The 18,782-nt window shown below is 41.2% G+C and carries 17 protein-coding genes; 14 read left to right on the top strand and 3 right to left on the bottom strand.

All coding sequences use genetic code 11. The features are described 5' to 3' along the window. Nucleotides 1-194 precede the first annotated feature (194 nt). The 5 genes from PseudUWO311_RS23590 to PseudUWO311_RS23610 all read left to right on the top strand — a co-directional run bounded on the left by PseudUWO311_RS23590 (nucleotide 195) and on the right by PseudUWO311_RS23610 (nucleotide 10,169). On the top strand, nucleotides 195-1,001 hold the full coding sequence (locus PseudUWO311_RS23590; RefSeq protein ID WP_142657668.1) for an alpha/beta fold hydrolase: 807 nt from the start codon (nucleotides 195-197) through the stop codon (nucleotides 999-1,001). A 201-nt stretch (nucleotides 1,002-1,202) separates the two neighbouring features. Continuing rightward, nucleotides 1,203-3,554, top strand: a complete 2,352-nt coding sequence (locus PseudUWO311_RS23595; protein WP_142657669.1) for a response regulator — start codon at nucleotides 1,203-1,205, stop codon at nucleotides 3,552-3,554. After that, a complete protein-coding gene (locus PseudUWO311_RS23600; RefSeq protein WP_142657670.1) occupies nucleotides 3,551-4,687 on the top strand; it encodes a hybrid sensor histidine kinase/response regulator in 1,137 nt (378 codons plus the stop codon). The genes PseudUWO311_RS23595 and PseudUWO311_RS23600 overlap by 4 nt, the downstream gene beginning before the upstream one ends. Nucleotides 4,688-4,722: 35 nt before the next feature. Then, nucleotides 4,723-8,358, top strand: coding sequence for a CBS domain-containing protein (locus tag PseudUWO311_RS23605; RefSeq protein WP_142657671.1), 3,636 nt, complete (start codon nucleotides 4,723-4,725; stop codon nucleotides 8,356-8,358). 62 nt (nucleotides 8,359-8,420) lie between these two features. After that, nucleotides 8,421-10,169 (top strand): EAL domain-containing response regulator, encoded by a 1,749-nt coding sequence (locus tag PseudUWO311_RS23610; RefSeq protein ID WP_142657672.1) that lies wholly within the window; start codon nucleotides 8,421-8,423, stop codon nucleotides 10,167-10,169. 34 nt (nucleotides 10,170-10,203) lie between these two features. On the opposite strand, the gene PseudUWO311_RS23615 is transcribed toward PseudUWO311_RS23610, so the two are convergent. Beyond that, nucleotides 10,204-12,426: a phosphoketolase gene (locus PseudUWO311_RS23615; protein ID WP_142657673.1), complete on the bottom strand. Its 2,223-nt coding sequence runs from the start codon at nucleotides 12,424-12,426 to the stop codon at nucleotides 10,204-10,206. A gap of 98 nt (nucleotides 12,427-12,524) precedes the next feature. On the opposite strand from PseudUWO311_RS23615, the gene PseudUWO311_RS24250 reads away from it, so the two are divergent. From PseudUWO311_RS24250 to PseudUWO311_RS23640, 6 genes are all read left to right on the top strand, one after another. Then, nucleotides 12,525-12,695, top strand: a complete 171-nt coding sequence (locus tag PseudUWO311_RS24250) for a hypothetical protein (RefSeq protein ID WP_190303639.1) — start codon at nucleotides 12,525-12,527, stop codon at nucleotides 12,693-12,695. A gap of 71 nt (nucleotides 12,696-12,766) precedes the next feature. Then, nucleotides 12,767-13,330: a Uma2 family endonuclease gene (locus PseudUWO311_RS23620; protein ID WP_142657681.1), complete on the top strand. Its 564-nt coding sequence runs from the start codon at nucleotides 12,767-12,769 to the stop codon at nucleotides 13,328-13,330. After that, nucleotides 13,314-13,565 carry a DUF1643 domain-containing protein gene (locus tag PseudUWO311_RS23625; protein ID WP_142657674.1) on the top strand — a complete coding sequence of 84 codons (252 nt, stop codon included), beginning with the start codon at nucleotides 13,314-13,316 and terminating at the stop codon, nucleotides 13,563-13,565. The genes PseudUWO311_RS23620 and PseudUWO311_RS23625 overlap by 17 nt, the downstream gene beginning before the upstream one ends. Nucleotides 13,566-13,654: 89 nt before the next feature. Continuing rightward, entirely contained in the window at nucleotides 13,655-15,769 is a 2,115-nt protein-coding gene (locus PseudUWO311_RS23630) for an ATP-binding protein (RefSeq protein WP_142657675.1), read from the top strand. Nucleotides 15,770-15,780: 11 nt separating this feature from the next. Next, entirely contained in the window at nucleotides 15,781-16,494 is a 714-nt protein-coding gene (locus PseudUWO311_RS23635) for a hypothetical protein (protein ID WP_142657676.1), read from the top strand. Next, nucleotides 16,472-17,464, top strand: coding sequence for a ComEC/Rec2 family competence protein (locus PseudUWO311_RS23640; protein WP_142657677.1), 993 nt, complete (start codon nucleotides 16,472-16,474; stop codon nucleotides 17,462-17,464). Before PseudUWO311_RS23635 ends, PseudUWO311_RS23640 begins: the two co-directional genes overlap by 23 nt. Before the next feature lie 38 nt (nucleotides 17,465-17,502). Here PseudUWO311_RS23640 and PseudUWO311_RS24255 read toward each other — a convergent pair whose 3' ends face one another. Further along, nucleotides 17,503-17,661 carry a hypothetical protein gene (locus tag PseudUWO311_RS24255; RefSeq protein WP_190303640.1) on the bottom strand — a complete coding sequence of 53 codons (159 nt, stop codon included), beginning with the start codon at nucleotides 17,659-17,661 and terminating at the stop codon, nucleotides 17,503-17,505. 124 nt (nucleotides 17,662-17,785) lie between these two features. Here PseudUWO311_RS24255 and PseudUWO311_RS23645 point away from each other — a divergent pair, with 124 nt between their 5' ends. After that, on the top strand, nucleotides 17,786-17,965 hold the full coding sequence (locus PseudUWO311_RS23645; RefSeq protein ID WP_223807712.1) for an addiction module protein: 180 nt from the start codon (nucleotides 17,786-17,788) through the stop codon (nucleotides 17,963-17,965). 102 nt (nucleotides 17,966-18,067) lie between these two features. On the opposite strand, the gene PseudUWO311_RS24705 is transcribed toward PseudUWO311_RS23645, so the two are convergent. Continuing rightward, a complete protein-coding gene (locus PseudUWO311_RS24705; RefSeq protein ID WP_263403023.1) occupies nucleotides 18,068-18,202 on the bottom strand; it encodes a hypothetical protein in 135 nt (44 codons plus the stop codon). Nucleotides 18,203-18,237: 35 nt separating this feature from the next. On the opposite strand from PseudUWO311_RS24705, the gene PseudUWO311_RS23650 reads away from it, so the two are divergent. Together PseudUWO311_RS23650 and PseudUWO311_RS23655 are read left to right on the top strand one after the other, a co-directional pair. Beyond that, on the top strand, nucleotides 18,238-18,459 hold the full coding sequence (locus tag PseudUWO311_RS23650; protein WP_142657679.1) for a hypothetical protein: 222 nt from the start codon (nucleotides 18,238-18,240) through the stop codon (nucleotides 18,457-18,459). Then, on the top strand, nucleotides 18,452-18,700 hold the full coding sequence (locus PseudUWO311_RS23655) for a putative toxin-antitoxin system toxin component, PIN family (RefSeq protein ID WP_142657680.1): 249 nt from the start codon (nucleotides 18,452-18,454) through the stop codon (nucleotides 18,698-18,700). Before PseudUWO311_RS23650 ends, PseudUWO311_RS23655 begins: the two co-directional genes overlap by 8 nt. Nucleotides 18,701-18,782: the final 82 nt, after the last annotated feature.

Raw genomic sequence — 18,782 nt, forward strand, 5'->3', positions numbered from 1 at the left:
CCCTAACCCTCCCCTTTGCAAGGGCTACCGTGTACACACATCTCAGTTTGTGTGTGAAATCAAGGAAATTACCCCACCCTAACCCTCCCCTTGCAAAGGGGAGGGAACAAGATTTCTGGTCTTCCTACTTTGCAAAGGCTACCGTCACGCTCTAATTGCTATTTGATAAACTTGAAATTTGGAATTTAGGAACCATGGTAGAAAATATTCTAAAACGGAACAATGTGAGTGTAATTGGGCAAGGCTCCAAGCCTCTGCTACTTGCGCATGGATTTGGGTGCGATCAAAATATGTGGCGGTTTGTCGTCCCAGCTTTCGCGGCTGATTACAAAATTGTTTTGTTTGACTATGTGGGTTCAGGCAAATCCGATATAGGGGCATATAGCACCGAGCGTTACCGAGATTTGCAGGGTTATGTGCAGGATATTATCGATATTTGCCAAGCCCTAGAGCTACGCAAGGTAAATTTTGTTGGGCATTCAGTCAGTAGCATCATTGGTATTTTGGCAGCGATTCAAGCACCTGACTTGTTTGAGAAATTAATTCTAATTGCTCCATCTCCTTGCTATATCAACGATCTGCCTGATTATTTTGGTGGCTTTGAGCGCAAAGACATTGAAGACTTACTCGATGTTATGGAAAAAAATTACATCGGCTGGGCAAGCTTTTTAGCGCCAATGGTTATGCAAAATAGCGATCGCCCTGAGCTAACTCAAGAACTAGCAAATAGCTTCTGCTCAACTGATCCCTTGGTTGCTAGCGACTTTGCTAGAGCTACCTTTTACTCTGACAACCGACAAGACCTAGCTAAAGTAACCTTACCGTCATTAATCTTGCAATGTGCTGACGATGCGATCGCCCCAACCTCAGTGGGAGAATATATGCACCGTCATCTAGCCCAGAGCAATCTAAGATTAATGAAAGCAACGGGGCATTGTCCGCATATGAGCCATCCCCAAGAAACGATCGATATGATCAAAGAGTATTTGATTTGTCGGTAATGGTTGTATTCTAATTCCCATTCACCGAGGTATTTAATCTGAAGTTGACGTTCTGATTATTGCGCTGAAGGCTTGAGCAATTACAGGCGATCATGATCGCTGTATCGCCACAGGAGCGAATGAATATATCGCGAAACCTGTTAAGCTAAAGCAGCCTGTGAATACTATCCATCAATTTTTAGCGACTTAAGAAGATAGGCAATGAATCTAGCATCCGTTTTAATCATTGACGACGAAGCTGATAATTTTGATGTAATCGAAACCATCTTGAGCGATCAAGATTACCAGTTGCACTATGCTGCTAGCGGTAAAGATGCGATCGCCTATCTCGACACATTTCAGCCAGATCTAATTTTGCTAGATGTCATGATGCCAGTTATGGACGGCATTGAGGTTTGCAAAAACATTAAAGCTTTACCAAAGTGGCAAGCCGTGCCAATTATTATGGTCACGGCGCTTAACTCTAAAGAAGACGTGGCAAGATGCCTGAATGCAGGAGCCAACGACTTTATCAGTAAACCTTTAAACTCTTTAGAGTTTCGGGCGCGAGTAAGCTCCATGTTACGTATTAAAGAGCAGCATGATCGGTTAGAACGCGCTAATGCGCTGATTCATGCTCAACTCGAAGCTAGTCTAGAGGGCATTATTGCTGTAGATGAACAGGGACGATTAGTCGCATACAACCAAAAAATGTGTGAAATATGCGATATCACAACCATTGCGACTACTACGCCACAGGAATTACCGTTACTACAAACAGCAAGTTTCCCTCCAGCAATTACTCAAATCTTAGAAGAAACTTACGACGAGCCAGAGCAAGTTACACATGGAGAGTTGGTGATCAATGAACTCACCTATGAATATTTTAGTAGTTCAGTGACTTCCCCTAATGGTCGGTTTTGGGGATTTGTCTGGAGGTTTCGAGACATAACCGATCGCAAAAATTACGAAATCAATCTCCAAGAATCCAAAGAAGTAGCGGAGTCTGCTCTACGAGTTAAGTCGGATTTTTTGGCAATGATGAGCCATGAAATTCGTACCCCCATCAATGGGGTTCTAGGAATGACTGAGTTATTGGCAACTACTTCCCTAGATCAAGAACAAAATAAGTTTGTCCAATCCATTCAAACTAGCGGCGAAATACTTTTAACTGTAATTAATGACATCCTCGATTTCTCCAAACTTGAATCCCAAAAACTTTTATTTGAAAATCTACCGATTGATTTGCATGGAATGATTGCGGATACCTGTGCGCTCCTGAGCCAACAAGCTGAGACAAAAGGTATTGAGTTGCATTACCAGATTGATGCAAAAGCACCTGCATATATTCTGGGTGATCCGATCAGGCTTCGTCAAATCTTGCTGAATCTAGCGAACAATGCTGTCAAATTTACTCACGCAGGAGCAGTTCGTCTGTCCGTATCACCATATATATCACCACAAACCCAGTCTGAGGAGGAGATAACACTACTTTTTGAGGTGCAAGATTCAGGAATTGGTCTTTCGCCTGAACAGATTCAAAAGCTATTTCAACCCTTTACTCAAGCATCGATCGCTACTGCGCGTCAGTATGGTGGCACTGGATTGGGACTAGCGATTTGTCAAAAACTAGTGCAGATGATGAGAGGTCATATATGGGCAGAAAGCTCCATAGGCGAAGGTTCTACTTTCGCATTCACTTTGCCAGTCTCGGTTACAAATGAACGACCTCAGGTCATGACTCCCTATGAAAGGAGAAGTATGTTGCGTCAAGCTCAGCCACCTAGTATTGTGCTTGCAACGCAATTACCGCTAAACATTTTGGTTGCTGAGGATAATTTGATCAATCAAGAAATGGTTTTGGCAATGCTCAGTAAAATGGGTTATGCACCAATGATTGTCAATGATGGTCTAGAGGCAATTGATGCACTGAAAAGTAGTGCTTTTGATATTGTGTTCTTAGATGTCCAAATGCCACGCCTAAATGGCTTAGAAACTGCTACTTATATTGTGCAAGAATGGTCAAACCTATCAACTAGTCCATCGCGCCCGACCTTGATCGCCATGACTGCTAGTGCCATGCAAGGCGATCGCGAAATGTGTTTAGATGCGGGGATGGATGACTATATTAGCAAGCCAGTATCTTTTGATACTTTACAAAGAATAATTGAGCGTTGGGGTAATAGTTCGCAAGAGATTGAAATACAATCATCTACAGATGAGATGAGTACAGACTTTGATAGTCATGCGCTTAGAGAGATTGAGAAAGTTTCTCTTGATTTGCCTAAACGGATGATTAATCTATTCTTAAACGAAGAATGTCCTAGCTTACTAACTAAGCTTCATCAAGCTGTATTAGATCAAGATGCTTCACAAATAGAATATGTTGCTCATACATTAAAGGGTAGTAGTAGAATGATTGGTGCTAGATCATTTGCTGAGACTCTTTTTAAATTAGAAGTTGCAGGACGTAATCAGCAATTAGATGGTTGCGATCGCTTAGTACTAGAGCTTGATCAGAGTTATCCTTTGGTTGTTGCTTATTTAGAAGATTATCTGGATAAAAATTCATGACAAATACGTTTTCTATTTTAGTTGTTGATGATGAACCCGATAATTTTGATGTGATTGAGACGCTCTTGAGCGAACAGAATTATCAATTGCATTACGCAGCCAATGGCAAAAATGCGATCGCTAGTCTTGATGCATTTAAGCCCGATCTGATTTTGATGGATGTAATGATGCCAGAGATGGATGGCATAGAGGTCTGTAAGCGGATTAAAGCAAATCCTGAATGGCAAATCGTCCCAATCATTATGGTGACAGCATTAAATTCTAAGTCCGATCTAGCTAATTGTCTAAATGCTGGAGCCGATGATTTTATTAGTAAGCCAATTAATAGTGTTGAAATGCGAGCGCGAGTGCATTCAATGCTAAGAATCAAGCAACAGTACGATAATATTCAAGCTCTCTCCGAGATCCAATCAAATACAATTAATATCCTCGAAAGTACTCTCAATGAACTGCGAGGCACTTTATCTTCGAGAATGTCCCATGAGCTAAATACGCCTCTAAATGGCATTATGGGCACAATTTCTTTACTAAAAGAAGATATTGAGAATATGGATATTCTCGAAATCCGAGAAATGTTAGGCTGGGTTGATGATTCGGCACAGCGCTTAGAAAATTTAACCAAAAAATTTCTGCTTTACTTAGAGTTAGAGTCATCTCCAAGTCGTCAACAATCCTTCAAAACTGCTCAGACTAAATTCTCTAGCGACACAGTTATATCTACGTTGAAATCCTATGTTTACAATCTGAAACGTAGTAAAGACGATCTTGTATTTGACCTTGAGAACGCAGAGATAGCCATATCGGATCGATATCTTTTGACGATTCTCCATGAATTAGTTGATAATGCTGTAAAATTTTCTGCTTCAGGGACGATCATCAAAATTAATAGCCAAGTGGTGGACAATATGTTTAATTTGTCAGTGCATGATCTAGGGCGAGGTATGACCAAAGAGCAAGTTGAGCGTATTGGCGCTTTTGTCCAGTTTGAGCGTAAGACCTATGAACAACAAGGTATAGGTTTGGGATTAAGAATTGTCAAAAAGATTGTTGAATTAGCTGGGGGGATTTTTGCGATTAATAGCATTTATCAACAGCAAACAACCGTAAATATTTCTCTGCCGCTCCGATCCTAATTCCATTCTGGTTGAGAACAGATCCTCATAAATTTATGTTTAATTCCCCTGCTCAAGTAGAACTAACATCAGCGATTATTCGTAATCCTATTGTTGTTGCGCCTGAAACTAAGGTTTCGGAGGCGATCGCGCAAATGAGCGGGGTGCGATCGCAATGTGATGCAGCTAAAACCTTAGATAATCAATCGGCTCAATTGGAGATCGAAGTGCGATCAAGTTGTGTATTGGTTGTAGATAATGAGCAGTTAGTAGGCATCGTTACCGAGAGAGATGTAGTACGCCTAAGCGCCGAGCAACTACCCCTAGACGTTGCAGTAAGCGAAGTCATGGCTCATCCTGTAATCACTCTGCGAGAATCTGCTTTTACAGATTTGTTTTTTGCGATTAATCTTATTCAGCAGCACCATATCCGTCATTTGCCAATTGTGGATGATAGCGATCGCCTTGTGGGACTTGTGACCTATGAAAGTTTACGTCAAACCTCTCGACCAATCGATCTGCTGCGACTAAGGCTTGTGAATGAAGTGATGACTCGTGAAGTAATCAGTGCCGCACCCGAAGATTCAATGCTAGTGATCGCTAAACTGATGGCTCACTATCGTATTAGTTCCGTGATCATTGTCGAAACTAGGTTAAAGCAAGATCATTGTTTGCAAGTACCTGTGGGGATTTTGACTGAGCGCGATATTGTGCAGTTTCAAGCCTTAGGCTTAAACCTAGAAAGTTGGACGGCGGAAGCAATGATGAGCAGTCCGATCTTTGCGGTCAAGCCAGAGGATTCGCTGTGGATGGTACATCAAATCATGGAGCAGCGCTTCATCAGCCGCATCGCTGTAGTTGGTGAAGAGGAAGAAATCTTGGGAATCATCACCCAGACGAGCTTACTACAAGCGCTTAATCCGATCGAGATTTACAATTTAGCAGAGGTTCTAGAGCAAAAGGTGATGCGTCTAGAGGCGGAAAAGATATCTTTGTTGGAAGGTCGCAATGAGTTATTAGAAAATCAACAAGTCATCACCTATCAACAGCTACAGGAAGAATTAATTGAGCGAAAAAAAGTAGAAGCAGAACTCATCGAACTCAATCAATCCTTAGAAATTAAAGTCCAAGAAAGGACTAAAGCTCTTCGCAGTAGTGAATCCCACGTACGCGCGATGATCGAGGCTATTCCTGATTTATTACTGCGAGTGTCACGAGATGGTAGATGTTTGGAATATATCAATTCTAAGGATCCCGCACAAAATTTCTTGCCAATTCAGCAACATCTCTCGGAAGTATTGCCACCTGATCTATTACAGCAGCAGTTAAAGATGCTTGCACAAGCAATCACTACTGGAGAATTACAGGTTTATGAGCATCAGTTATATCGAGGCGATCGCCTTGTCTTTGAAGAGGTACGGATTGTGCCGATTAGCGATGACGAGGCGTTGATCATTGTCCGCGATCAAACTGAACGCAAACAGGCGGAACTAGCTCTACAGAAAAGTGAAACTCGGTTTCGGCGTGTATTTGAATCAGACATCGTGGGGATGATGTTTACTGACTTGAACGGTCAGATTATCGATGCTAACGATCGCTTCTTGGAAATGCTTGGCTATACGAGAGAAGAGCTGAACGCCAAGCAAATTAGCTGGGAAAATATTACTCCTCCCGAATATCTGCCAATCGATCGTCATGCCATCCAGCATCTGGAACTTAGCCGGGTGATTGCGCCTTGGGAAAAAATCTATTATCACAAGGATGGGCATTCCGTTCATGTTCTCGTTGGACTGGCGCTGCTCTCCGAGGACGAATGTGTCTTTGTGGTCGTGGATATTAGCGATCGCAAGCAAGCAGAGGAATTGATTCGCCAACAGGTTGATCAGGAGAAATTACTTGCTGCAATTACTCAACGAATTCGCTTAACCTTGAATTTGCCTGAGATCCTGCAAGCCACCGTGCAACAAGTTCATCAGGTTTTAAAATCAGATCGGGTGCTAGTCTATCGAGTCTTTCCCGACGGAACAGGCGCTGCTATTTCTGAATCTGTTTTACCGCAATGGAAGGCTATTTTAGATATTCCTTTTCCTGAAGAGGTTTTTCCTCAAGTTAATTACGATCGCTATATTAAAGGTCGAATATTTGCCCTCACCGATCGCGAAGCTCAACCGAATGAGGTACTACCCTGTCTAGCCGAGTTTCTTGTCGAAATACAGGTTAGAGCCAAACTCGTTGTGCCGATTGTTCAAAATGGGGCTCTTTGGGGATTGCTGATCGTGCATCAATGCGATCGCCCGCGCCATTGGCAAGTATGGGAAATCAATTTACTCCAACAAATTGCCAATCAGTTAGCGATCGCCATTCAACAAGCTGATTTATTTGAAAAGTTGCAGCAAGAACTTTGCGATCGGCAAAAAACTCAGCAACACCTTACCGAAATTAATCAAAAGCTAGCAATGTCCAATGAAGAACTTGCGCGTGCTACCCGATTAAAAGATGAATTCTTAGCTAATATGAGCCATGAACTCCGTACCCCGCTTAATGCGATTCTGGGGATGACTGAGGGAATGCAAGAGCAGATTTTTGGCAAAGTTACTGATTCTCAAATTAAGGCTCTGCAAACTATTGAACGTAGTGGCTCGCATCTATTGGAACTCATTAATGACATTCTCGATGTCGCTAAAATAGAATCTGGACAAATTGATCTAGAATACTCCAATGTCCCTGTCGAATTTCTCTGTCAATCCTGTCTTCCTTTTGTCAAGCAGCAAGCACTCAAAAAAAGTATCCAGTTAGAAACGAAAATTGTACCCAATCTTTCGGAATTACATGTCGATGAAAGACGTATTCGACAAGTTTTGATCAACTTACTTAATAATGCTGTCAAATTTACTCCAGATGGTGGACGCATTACCTTAGAAGTTAGTACTAATCATCCCCCCTCTTTGGGTAATCAAGAGTTTCCTAATCAACCTTCTGCGATCGTTAGCACCAAACCCGAATTAGCAGAATCGAGCTATCTTTACTTTTCGGTGATCGATACAGGTATCGGTATTTCTCCAGAGAATATTAGTAAGCTGTTTCAGCCTTTTATTCAAATCGATAGTGCTCTTAATCGCCAATATCAGGGTACAGGATTGGGGTTAGCGCTAGTGAAACGCATAGTGGAAATGCATGGTGGTATAGTCAGGTTAACCAGTGAAATAGGTGTGGGTAGCTGCTTTACAATTGCACTTCCATATACAGCATCCACTCAGGTGTTACCATCCGTTATCAATCAGACCGAAACCACTTCTGAATCCAACCAGAACACACAAAGCCGTTCCTATACAATTTTGCTAGTAGAAGACAATGAACTTAACATCATGACAATTTCTAGCTACTTAACGGCTAAAGGCTATAAAATTGTGGTAGCCCAAAATGGACAAGAAGCACTCGCCTTAGTACAAGTATCAAAACCTGATTTAATTTTGATGGATATTCAAATGCCTGTGATGGATGGCATAGAAGCTACCAAACAGATTCGCCGAATTTCTAGCCTCGATCATGTGCCTATTATTGCCATCACGGCTCTAGCTATGGACAATGATGTAGAGCGATGTCTTGCCGCTGGAGCTAATGACTATTTGAGTAAACCTATTAAGCTGAGGCAATTAACACAACTTATTCAAAAATTTTTAGCTCCTAATTAAACTCAAATTATTCTGATTTGCAATCCTCTATATAATTCTCAATTAGTCATTAATTTATTCCCATGAACAAACCTTCTATCCTAGTCGTTGACGATGAACCTGATAATTTTGATGTTATTGAAACGCTCCTAAGTACCAGTGAAGACTTTGAGCAGGAAAATCAAGACTATCATTTGCATTATGCGGCTAGTGGTAAAGATGCGATCGCCTATCTAGAAGCCTTTCAACCCGATCTGATTTTGCTGGATGTAATGATGCCAGATATGGATGGCATTGAAGTCTGTCGGCGGATTAAAGCTATGCCAAAATGGAGTGCCGTGCCAATTATTGTGGTTACAGCCTTAACCACTAAAAAAGATCTGGCTCAATGCTTATTTGCTGGTGCTGACGACTTTATTAGTAAACCCGTCAATCGTTTAGAGCTAACCGCAAGAGTGCGCTCAATGATCCGCATTCACCAGCAATATCAACAATTAGCAATCTTTAATACGCAATTAGAAGCAATGGTGCAAAAGCGTACTGCCCAGTTGCAAAATATGCTTTTAGAGGATGCGCTCACTAAGTTACCGAGTCGAGCATTCTTAGTTCAAGAATTAAAAGAGAGTTTACAAGCGGGAGAATCATCCTTAGCTTTAGTTTATATAGACTGCGATCAATTCAAATTGGTGAATGGTTCCTTCGGTCATGCTGTTGGCAATCAATTACTCATTGCGATCGCCAAACGTTTACAACAGCACCTCAGCCCTAAAGATTTATTGGCGCGGATGGGTGGTGATGAATTTTGTTTTTTGCTACATCAGATTGACGAAGAAAGTTCTATAGAGCCATTTCTTCAAAAGATGCTTCAAAGCTTTGCGCAACCCTTCGTAGTAGCCAATTGCGAAATCTTCATTACAGTCTGCATGGGAATTGCCCTAGGCAAAAACAGCGATCGCCAAGCCGAGGAACTATTGCAAGATGCAGACACAGCAATGTATCAAGCGAAATTACGCGGGAAAGATAGCCATCAAATCTTTGATCGCCAAATGCATCTCGCTATGTTCAATCGTTTGATTTTAGAAAATGATCTTCAGCGGGCACTAGAGCAGCAAGAGTTCATTCTCTTTTATCAACCAATCATTCAGTTGCAAGACCAAAAACTAGTAGGATTTGAAGCATTAGTGCGTTGGCGAAGTGCAGAGCGAGGTATGGTTTCCCCTGCCGAATTTATTCCTTCTATGGAAACAACGGGCTTAATCGTACCAGTGGGAATGTTGGTATTTAAACAAGCTTGTGAGCAGCTTAATGCATGGCATCAGCAAGGTTGGACAGAGCTAACCATGAGTGTCAATCTCTCGGTGCGGCAATTTTCTTGTGCGACTCTCCTTGCTGATATCGATCGCATTCTTGCAGAAACTAAAGTTAATCCTGCCAATATCAAATTAGAAATTACTGAAAGTGCGATTATGGATAGTGCTGAAACTGCGATCGCTATCACTAAAGAATTGCGATCGCGTCATATTCAAATCAGCATTGATGATTTTGGAACTGGCTATTCTTCTCTCGGTTATCTTCATCGTTTTCCTGTAGATAATCTCAAAATTGATCGATCTTTTGTGAGTCAAATTCAAACTGAAAATCGCAACTACCATGTCGTAGATACTATCATTGCTCTTAGTAATCAACTTGGTTTAGCGGTTATTGCCGAGGGGATTGAAACAAAGGCTCAGCTTGAATGGTTGCAAAATGTTGGTTGTAAATATGGACAAGGCTACTTATTTAATAAGCCTCTCCCTGCGTTAGAAGTTGAAAGAATTTATCTGCAAATCTAAAAAGAAGGCGTGCTTTGCACGCCTTCTTTTTAGATTAGCTAATCAACTGCTTGGCGCGACTTGCGATCGCGTCAGCATTCATGCCATTGAAATCAAACAACTGACCAGCAGATGCAGTCGTTTCGCCACGCTTCCATGAGAAGACATCGCGCTTGCTATTGCTGCGGAGCATTACAGGCTCTAGCATCGCAGAAGCACCACCGACGACACCAATCAAAGCATCACCACCAAAGAAAGCCTCAAACTCAGCATCGCTCAAGAACTTTCCATCTGGCTCTGAGCAAGTATCCCAGGCAACATCGGTTGGACGATAGAGGCGACGAGGGCTGACAATGGAGACAATTTTGGAACCAATTCCTTGTTCTGCGAGTTTTTGTGCAGCTTCGTATACAGGAATCAACATCATGTCACCGATGACAGCGAAGACCACCTTCTTATTGCCTGCGGTTTCTTGCAAAGTAATTGCGCCATCTTCGAGAGCCTTACGGTTCTGCTCAAAGGTAGTACGGATTGGCAAAGGTGATTTGCTGGCGGTAATCACAACACCCTTATTCACTGCCTTCAGCGCCCAGTCATAGCAAACTTGAATGCTATTCGCATCAAGAGGAAAGAGTGGGAATATATTTCCGTTACGCATCATTGAGGCAAAGTAGCCTTCGATTTCAGGTCGTTGGTGTGTCCAGCCATTGCGACCTTGCTCCAAAGCTCCTGCGGTAAATAAGCATACAGTGGCAGGAGTAGGACGGCGTAGCTCTGCCATTGCCTGAGTAACTGTTTGCCAAATCGGAAGTCCATTAATCGCAAAGGATTCGTAGGAACACCAGAGGGTACGGCTACCCATCAGCGCCAAGCCAACCGCTAAGCCTGCACAAGCATCTTCGCTCAAAGGTTCGTAAACTTGTCCACCGGGCCCTTGATTATAAAGTGCATCCTCAGTGGGGTGGTTGATTTTCAGAGCTTGATTGATATTGGCAATTCCTGAAGCTTCATTCCCATCAGCATTAGTGACTATATAGCGCTTATCGGTTTGTCCGACATAGCCCACTAAGCGCCCCATCGCGGTTGTGGAAATTTTCGCTTCCCCAGCAGCATATTCTTCTAAGGGCAAAGTTCCCAAATCTGTTAATGCTAGTACTGATTCTGTAACCGCAGTTTTAGAAGAAGAACCTCCGCCAGCCCATTCTAAATTAGTGCGAACGGTTTGCCATGCTTCAGGATTGAGTGCACGGGATTTCAATCCAGCTACTACATCAGGATTCTCAAGGGTGTGGTGAGCATAGAGGTTATGGGATTTTGCGCCGCGTGCATGAACTCCAGCGCCCTTAAGTTGTTTGATGATAAATACAGTCAGTTTGCCCCCAAAGGCTAGTTTTGCGGCTTTGTCCACACCGACAAGAACTGCTTCTGTAAAAGCTAGGCGTTGCTTGAAAGAGAAAGCGGTGCTATCAACATAGGCTTCTGGTTGATTCTGATCATCAAAATCCTTCGCATCAATCAGAATTACTTCATCAAAGCCATTTCCTTTCCAGAAAGCAATCATTTCCGCATTGGTCTTTGTCGAAACCATGCTGTGATGTTCTTGGCTATAGCCATTCCAAACTAAAATTGGAATAAAATTGGTGACTTCAGGATAGGCAGTATGAAAATGGGCGATCGAGCTAATTGGATAGGGTTCACCCATACCACCATCACCCATCGTCACTGGGAAAAGCTTATCGCGATGCAACAGGGCTGCTGCCATCGCAAAATGTTGTCCTTGTCCAAGGGGGCCAGCAGGCGCGAGAATCCCTGGGATGAATCCTGATAAGTGACCAAGCAAGCCATGTTTTTCACGATAGCGATCGCGCATTTGCGTTACTGTGTTGATGCCCATGTCTTCGAGAGAGCGATCGAGAAACATGGCGCTGTAGTAACCAGGGGCGTGGTGTCCAACTTCGGTGGGCATGTTCTTGTGACCCAGCATATAAAAGGCTGCGACGGCTTCGGCGCTACTAGCAAATCCGCCTGGGTGTCCTGATGCTTTGCTAGCTGTGACTTGTAGAGTTAGATAGCGTAAAGCATCGGCGGCGAGTAAGGTTTGAAATACGGCGGCGCGATCGCTAGGATCGGTAACGCCAGATTTTTCTGGGCTAAGGACTGGGAGAAGTCCTAGCTCGTCGAACCCCTCCAACGGTTCGCCAAAGTACTGTATGCCTTCACGAAAGTCATCTTTGAAAGCGGGAGTGGCTGCGTTTGTGGTTTCAGGGGTTGCGACCATAGATTTTTTGACCTTGGGTTTGTCTAGACTAAGTATTTAATGATGAAATGTATAGAGGTTAAGAAATGTTGAAATTTCTTCTCCAGAGTCATTTTAGTATGTCTAGGGTTACATCAAATCTTGATTTGCTAACTGGAGTTAAACTGTCGGGCGTGGATCAAAAGGCTGTTGTTAGTTGGGGCAATAATAGGGAGTTAATGCAGCGCGATCGCATATCACCATATCAACAATGCGATCGCTCAAATCAAAGTCTTCTATCTAGACATTGAGCAAGCCTTCTCTCTCTGGTATCGTAAATTTTAAGGTGATATGATAGTTGACATGTCAAGTTGCAAAAATTATGCGATCGCCGATTCATATTTTCTCAGTTGCGGAATATTTAGACGCAGAGAGTAAGAGCGAAGTTCGCCATGAGTATTTGGGTGGTCAGATTTTTGCGATGGCTGGGGGGAGTAAGGCTCACAATATCATTACTTTAAATATTGCAAGTTGGTTACGTTCTCAATTGCGGGGTGGGGCTTGCGATGTTTTTATGTCAGATATGAAGGGCAAGTTAAAGGCTGCTAATCAAAATAAGACGATATTCTATTATCCCGATATCCTGATTACTTGCAGTCCTAAAGATCGCGATAAGTATTTTGTGAATTACCCTTGTGTGATTTTTGAGGTGTTGTCACCAAGTACGGAAGTAAGCGATCGCCGCGAAAAGCTGGTTAATTATCAAACGATTGGTAGTTTGCAGGAATATGTTTTAGTTTCTCAAAATGAAATTAAAGTAGAAGTTTATCGTCAAGATTTGCAAGGGGATTGGACAATGGAAGTTTTGGGAAGCGAGGATACTGTAGTCTTAAATTCGATAAACCTATCGCTAACGATGGCAGATATTTATGAGGGTATTTTCTAGATCGCATATCATCACATCTACAATGCGATCGCTATTAAAAAAAGCGATTAAGTCAGCCGATAAAGTTGTTGTTGCTTGGGGAAATAACGGTAAGTTAATGCAACGCGATCGCCTTGTTTTGGAGTTGCTATCTAAACACGATATTCAACCTCACTGTTTAGGAATTACAAAAGCAGATTATCCACATCATCCGCTCTATATTATGTGTAGTAAGCAATTGGGTGTTTATAGATGATTTGCAAAAAGAAACTTACCTCATGCGCCATAACACAAAATTTCATTTATACTAGGATTTGGGATCAACATGTATTGTAGTAATCTCGTATGCATTTCAAATTTTCTCCAAGTATCCTTAGCAGACTAGGAGAAGAACTAATTCCTAATCCTGATCAGGGTATCTTGGAGCTAGTCAAAAACTCCTATGATGCAGATGCCACAATATGTGAGATCGAGTTATTTAATACCGAGGAGATCGGCGGCAGTATTGTGATCTCCGATAACGGTATGGGGATGGATCTTGAGACTCTTCAGAGTGGCTGGTTAGTTATTGGTAAATCGGAGAAAGAGGGAGCTAGCGATCGCACATCCCTTGATAGATTACGAGTAGGTTCTAAAGGGCTAGGTAGACTTGCCGCATTACGACTAGGAACTCATGTAGAACTTGCTACACGCCCAAAAAGCCAGCCAAATATAGAGTATTCAGTCAGCATATGTTGGAATGATTTTGATACCGTAGATTCTGTTGAACAAGTGACTTTATCACCAACAAATAAGCTTACAGACGATGTACATGGAACAACAATTTTAATTAAGAATTTAAAAGTAAAAATTGGTAAGCGTGAGATTAATAGACTTGCTAGAGAGTTATTACTATTAGCCGATCCCTTTGATACAAATATATCGTTTCGACCTAAATTACTTGGAACTGGATTTACAGACCTAGAGAAACAAGTCAATGATCAATTTTTTGAAGATGCTGAATTCTTTCTTAAAGCATCGCTTGATGAACATGGATACGCTTCTGCTAAGTTAATAGATTGGAAAGGTTCTACTGTTGCCATAGCAACACATTCTGATATTAGTAAATATCGCCAAAAATTAGAGACAAGCGAGAGATCTCCAAATGAAAACAATTTATCTACAGATCTGCCCTATCAAAAATCTGTACCTACTAATTTTGAACTATGGATTTTTCAACTTGATCCACAAAGTTTTTCTGCTAAAAATCGTGAAGATAATTCTATACAAATTCGTCGTTGGTTAGAATCAGTTGGTGGTGTACATCTTTATCATAGAGGCTTGAGAGTTGCCCCTTATGGAGATAAGGGTGACGACTGGCTGAAAATAAATTTCTTTCGCTCTCGAAATCCTCAATCTCGCCCTTCAACAAGGACTGTTATAGGCAGAGTTGTTGCTGAAGACTCAGACAGTCTTTTGTTACAAAAAACAGACCGTCTAGGATTTCTGGAAAATGAAACTTTTCTCAATTTGCAGCAATTTGCGATGAATACACTCGAATGGGTCGCAGATTTTCGATTGGGTACAGTAGAAGTAAAGCAGGAAGAGGCAAAAAGAGGCATAAAGCCTAAAATTGCTAAGGCTATGAAAAGAGTTAAAGAGATTATTGAGATTAATATTCCAGATCCAGTCCCCAGAAAAGAAACATTATTAGTGGTAGAAAATTATGAAAAAATCACGGAGAAAGAGGTGGAAATTTTAAATGAAGAACTACAGTTGTACCGTAGTTTAGCAACAGCAGGGACTACTTCTGCTATTTTTGCCCATGAATCTGGAAGGGAAATTAACACACTGAAACAACAAGTTGGCATACTAAACGCAAAAATGCAGAGATATATAGAAAGCGAAATATACCTCAAGTATTTTTCAGGGACATTCTCAACTATTCAAAAGCTAGCCATTTCAGTTCAAGGCTTTGCTAAATACCCAATTTATCTATTAAAAAAAGAAAAGCGCTCTAAAGGAAACGTTGAGATACATCAAGTGATTAAGGATGTAATCAGCTTGTTTGATCCTTTTCTTGAGAGTTCTAATACTACTATCGAGTTAGACAGAGTAAATACTGAACTTAATTTGCGAGGGAGTACGGCTCTCGTAGAGGCAATTTTAATTAATCTAATTACTAATGCAATCAATGCTTTTAATGCCAAAAATGCACCTATTCAAAATCGAAAAATTCTAATCCGAACTGAATTAAGTGAAAAATTTATTTGGTTAAGAGTTATGGATAACGCTTTGGGTATTCAAGGGCTTACAATAGATGAAATTTGGCTGGCTGGCAAAACCACCACGAGATCAGGTACTGGGTTAGGATTGAAAATAGCAAAAGATTCAGTTATAGATCTAGGAGGACAAATTAGCGTGATCGCTAATGGTCAACTAGGTGGAGCCGAGTTTATTGTTCAATTACCTTTGAAATAGGAGGATTTGTTATGAAAATTGCGATCATAGATGATGAACAACAGGCTAGAGAAACTCTAGCTGAGACTCTCGGATTAGTTGGATTTGAAACTTTTATAGTTGAAGAATCATTTAGTGAAGTTAATGATTTAGCAGATTATATTCAATCAAACGCTCAAGCAGCTATATGCGATCATCGATTATCTGATCGCGGATTAGCTCCTTTTACGGGATCTGAACTAATGCCATCACTTTATCAAAAAAAGTTCCCTTCTATACTAATTACTCAATATACCGATACAGATATAAATGTTTCTATTCGTAAATATAGAGAGTCTATACCTGTTGTTCTAGAGCGAGAAGATCTAGTGAATTTATTTGATTTAGATATAATTGCTAGTAAAATTAAAAGAGGACTTGAGACTTGTTCAAAAGAGTTTCAAGGTATCATGTCGCCTTCAAGAAGACCACATCGAACCCTTATTCATGTTATGGATATTACTACTGATTCAGGGGAAGAAGTTGCAGAAGTATTTGTTCCAAGTTGGAATCGCCACCGTGCAGTTCGTTTTCCAGTTTCGCAGATCCCAGAGGAATTACTTTCTAAATTAAAGCTGCAACTTGAGCAAAAGAAAGATTCATGGTTAATTGCCCGTGTCAATACCGAAACTGAAAAATCTGATGATCTCTACTTCACACTATTTGAACCTGCCCCAGAATTAGATGACAACGATGGACTTGCCTAAATTAATTATTCTTGATGTCGCACATGGAAATTGTGCTATTTTACAAGACACTGAAGGAACAGTTGTTATTGATTGCGCTCACGGCTATACCTTGATTGATACATTGCGACAGCTTGGCATATCACAAATTGATCGCATTATAATTTCCCATGCCGATGAGGATCATATCGAAGGTTTCATTAAACTACTTCTAGATGAATCCATTACAATAAAGCATATTTACCTCAATCCTGACGGCTCTAAAAGGACAGATATATGGATAGAATTACGTCTTGCGATCGCTGATGCAAAAAAGCGACAAAATACAAAACGAGATTTTCTTCATACAGAGATGAATGGGAATCTCGATGTTGGACAAGTAAATATTCAAATTCTTGCCCCAAGTATGGATCTTGTTGGACAAGCAGGTGGTTTGGATTTGCAAAAAAACAAGCTAAACTCGAATTCTGTATCAGCAGTCATTCGACTCGTCTATAAATCTCGTGGCGTAGCACTTCTTGCGGGAGATATCGATGATATAGGACTGAATAACTTAACCAATGATAATTCTGATTTTGCTGCGGATGTTCTTGTCTTTCCACATCACGGAGGCAATGCAACTTCGGGCGGAAAAGGTAATCAACAATTTACTAAGAATCTATGCGAGAAGGTACAACCAATACTAATTTTATTTTCTAATGGGAGAAATAAGCATAATAATCCGCGCAAAGAAATCATAGAAACTGTACTTGATATACTGCCTGATGTACATATTATGTGTACTCAGCTTACCAAGACTTGCTCTCCTGAAATCTTAGCAATTTCTCCTACTCACTTAAACACACTTCCATCAAAAGGGAGAGAAATTAATCATTGCTGCGGTGGAACAGTTGTCATCAATTTAAGTGAAACTGAAACAACCTATTCTCCAAGCAGTGATCATCGTCAATTTGTCAAAGAAAATATAGTTTCAGCTTTGTGTATGCGTTGAGAACAGCGATCGCATTCAAAAGCAATTGTAAAAACGATCTAGAATGTATTAGGGAACGCGATCACCTCACCCGCGACAAACATAAAACATAGCGGAATTACCAACAATCCCAACGACCAATCAAGCGATCGCGCTACATCCTTGACCTTATTAAGTGCGATCGTGCGAGTAAGTATCGAATTAGTTGCGATCGTCAATAGCTTGCCACCATTGAATAAGCGAACCTAAACCAAAAATGCTAGGATATGCTCATTTGCTTTGTAAGGAGGTTTCTGTAGGACTAACGCAACCTATGATGAAATTTTTGGAGCAGTCTTAACCCTGCCCCCTCTTTACCGCGCCATGCTTGCAGAACATCTCCTTAACAGCCTTGATGAAATTAATCCCGAAATTGAAACAGCTTGGAATAGAGAAATATCTAATCGTATAGAAGCGATAGATCAAGGCAAATTTACATTAATCCCAGCCGATCAAGTATTGCAAAAACTAAGGAATCGCTAATGTTTCTTGAGAAGTGCTAGACGTTGCCATGTTGATGGATTCCCCTATGGCATTGTGTACCGAGTTTGTGGCGATCGCATCCAGATCCTAGCTGTTATGCACTTACAACGCAAACCACACTATTGGACAGATAGAAACTAGATACAACCCCAACGACTGATCAGGCGATCGCGCAATATCCTTGACCTCATTAAGTGCGATCGCCCGCGTCAGCATCGAGTCGGTTAAAATAGTCAATAGCTTGCCAGCATTGCAGGAAAAATAGACAGACTATGCTTAAACAAATTACCATTCAAGTCGAAGCCCCCATCGCTGATGCATATCAAAATACAACTCCTGAAAACCGTCAGGCTTTGCGATCGCTTGTCAGCATCTTTTTACAATGCGTTTCCCAACCAACCCCACTACAAAAAGTAGTTCAAGAAATTCGTTTAGAAGCCCAACAAAAAGGACTTACTCCCGAAATCTTAGAGGAAATCCTAAAGGATGACTAAACTAAGATTAGTAATCGATACCAATATCTTGATCAGTGGCTTAATGGCTGTAAATTCATTGCCACAGCAGGTTTTTGACTATGCCACATCTCAAGCAATACTCCTGATATCAGATGAAGTTCAATCAGAAATAGAAAATGTCATCAGTCGTCCCAAACTCGAAAAATACATCACCTTAGAACGACGTACTAAATTTTTACAGCAAATTCCGATCAAACACGCCACAAGTCTAGTAATCTAAAGCATCACTAAAGTTAAACAAAATATGTCAGCATATTCGCTTGATTTACGGCAGAAGATATTAAATGCATGGCAAAATAAAG

Origin of the sequence: Pseudanabaena sp. UWO311 (genome assembly GCF_006937785.1) — a bacterium.
Lineage (GTDB): Bacteria > Cyanobacteriota > Cyanobacteriia > Pseudanabaenales > Pseudanabaenaceae > Pseudanabaena.

What these genes read in the sequence shown, in the direction of transcription:
- PseudUWO311_RS23590 (WP_142657668.1), top strand. Translation starts at nt 195, where the DNA reads ATGGTAGAAAATATTCTAAAACGGAACAATGTGAGTGTAATTGGGCAA.
- PseudUWO311_RS23595 (WP_142657669.1), top strand. Translation starts at nt 1,203, where the DNA reads ATGAATCTAGCATCCGTTTTAATCATTGACGACGAAGCTGATAATTTT.
- PseudUWO311_RS23655 (WP_142657680.1), top strand. Translation starts at nt 18,452, where the DNA reads ATGACTAAACTAAGATTAGTAATCGATACCAATATCTTGATCAGTGGC.
- PseudUWO311_RS23600 (WP_142657670.1), top strand. Translation starts at nt 3,551, where the DNA reads ATGACAAATACGTTTTCTATTTTAGTTGTTGATGATGAACCCGATAAT.
- PseudUWO311_RS23650 (WP_142657679.1), top strand. Translation starts at nt 18,238, where the DNA reads ATGCTTAAACAAATTACCATTCAAGTCGAAGCCCCCATCGCTGATGCA.
- PseudUWO311_RS23615 (WP_142657673.1), bottom strand. Translation starts at nt 12,426, where the DNA reads ATGGTCGCAACCCCTGAAACCACAAACGCAGCCACTCCCGCTTTCAAA.
- PseudUWO311_RS24250 (WP_190303639.1), top strand. Translation starts at nt 12,525, where the DNA reads ATGTCTAGGGTTACATCAAATCTTGATTTGCTAACTGGAGTTAAACTG.
- PseudUWO311_RS23625 (WP_142657674.1), top strand. Translation starts at nt 13,314, where the DNA reads ATGAGGGTATTTTCTAGATCGCATATCATCACATCTACAATGCGATCG.
- PseudUWO311_RS23640 (WP_142657677.1), top strand. Translation starts at nt 16,472, where the DNA reads ATGACAACGATGGACTTGCCTAAATTAATTATTCTTGATGTCGCACAT.
- PseudUWO311_RS23635 (WP_142657676.1), top strand. Translation starts at nt 15,781, where the DNA reads ATGAAAATTGCGATCATAGATGATGAACAACAGGCTAGAGAAACTCTA.
- PseudUWO311_RS23630 (WP_142657675.1), top strand. Translation starts at nt 13,655, where the DNA reads ATGCATTTCAAATTTTCTCCAAGTATCCTTAGCAGACTAGGAGAAGAA.
- PseudUWO311_RS23605 (WP_142657671.1), top strand. Translation starts at nt 4,723, where the DNA reads ATGTTTAATTCCCCTGCTCAAGTAGAACTAACATCAGCGATTATTCGT.
- PseudUWO311_RS23620 (WP_142657681.1), top strand. Translation starts at nt 12,767, where the DNA reads ATGCGATCGCCGATTCATATTTTCTCAGTTGCGGAATATTTAGACGCA.
- PseudUWO311_RS23610 (WP_142657672.1), top strand. Translation starts at nt 8,421, where the DNA reads ATGAACAAACCTTCTATCCTAGTCGTTGACGATGAACCTGATAATTTT.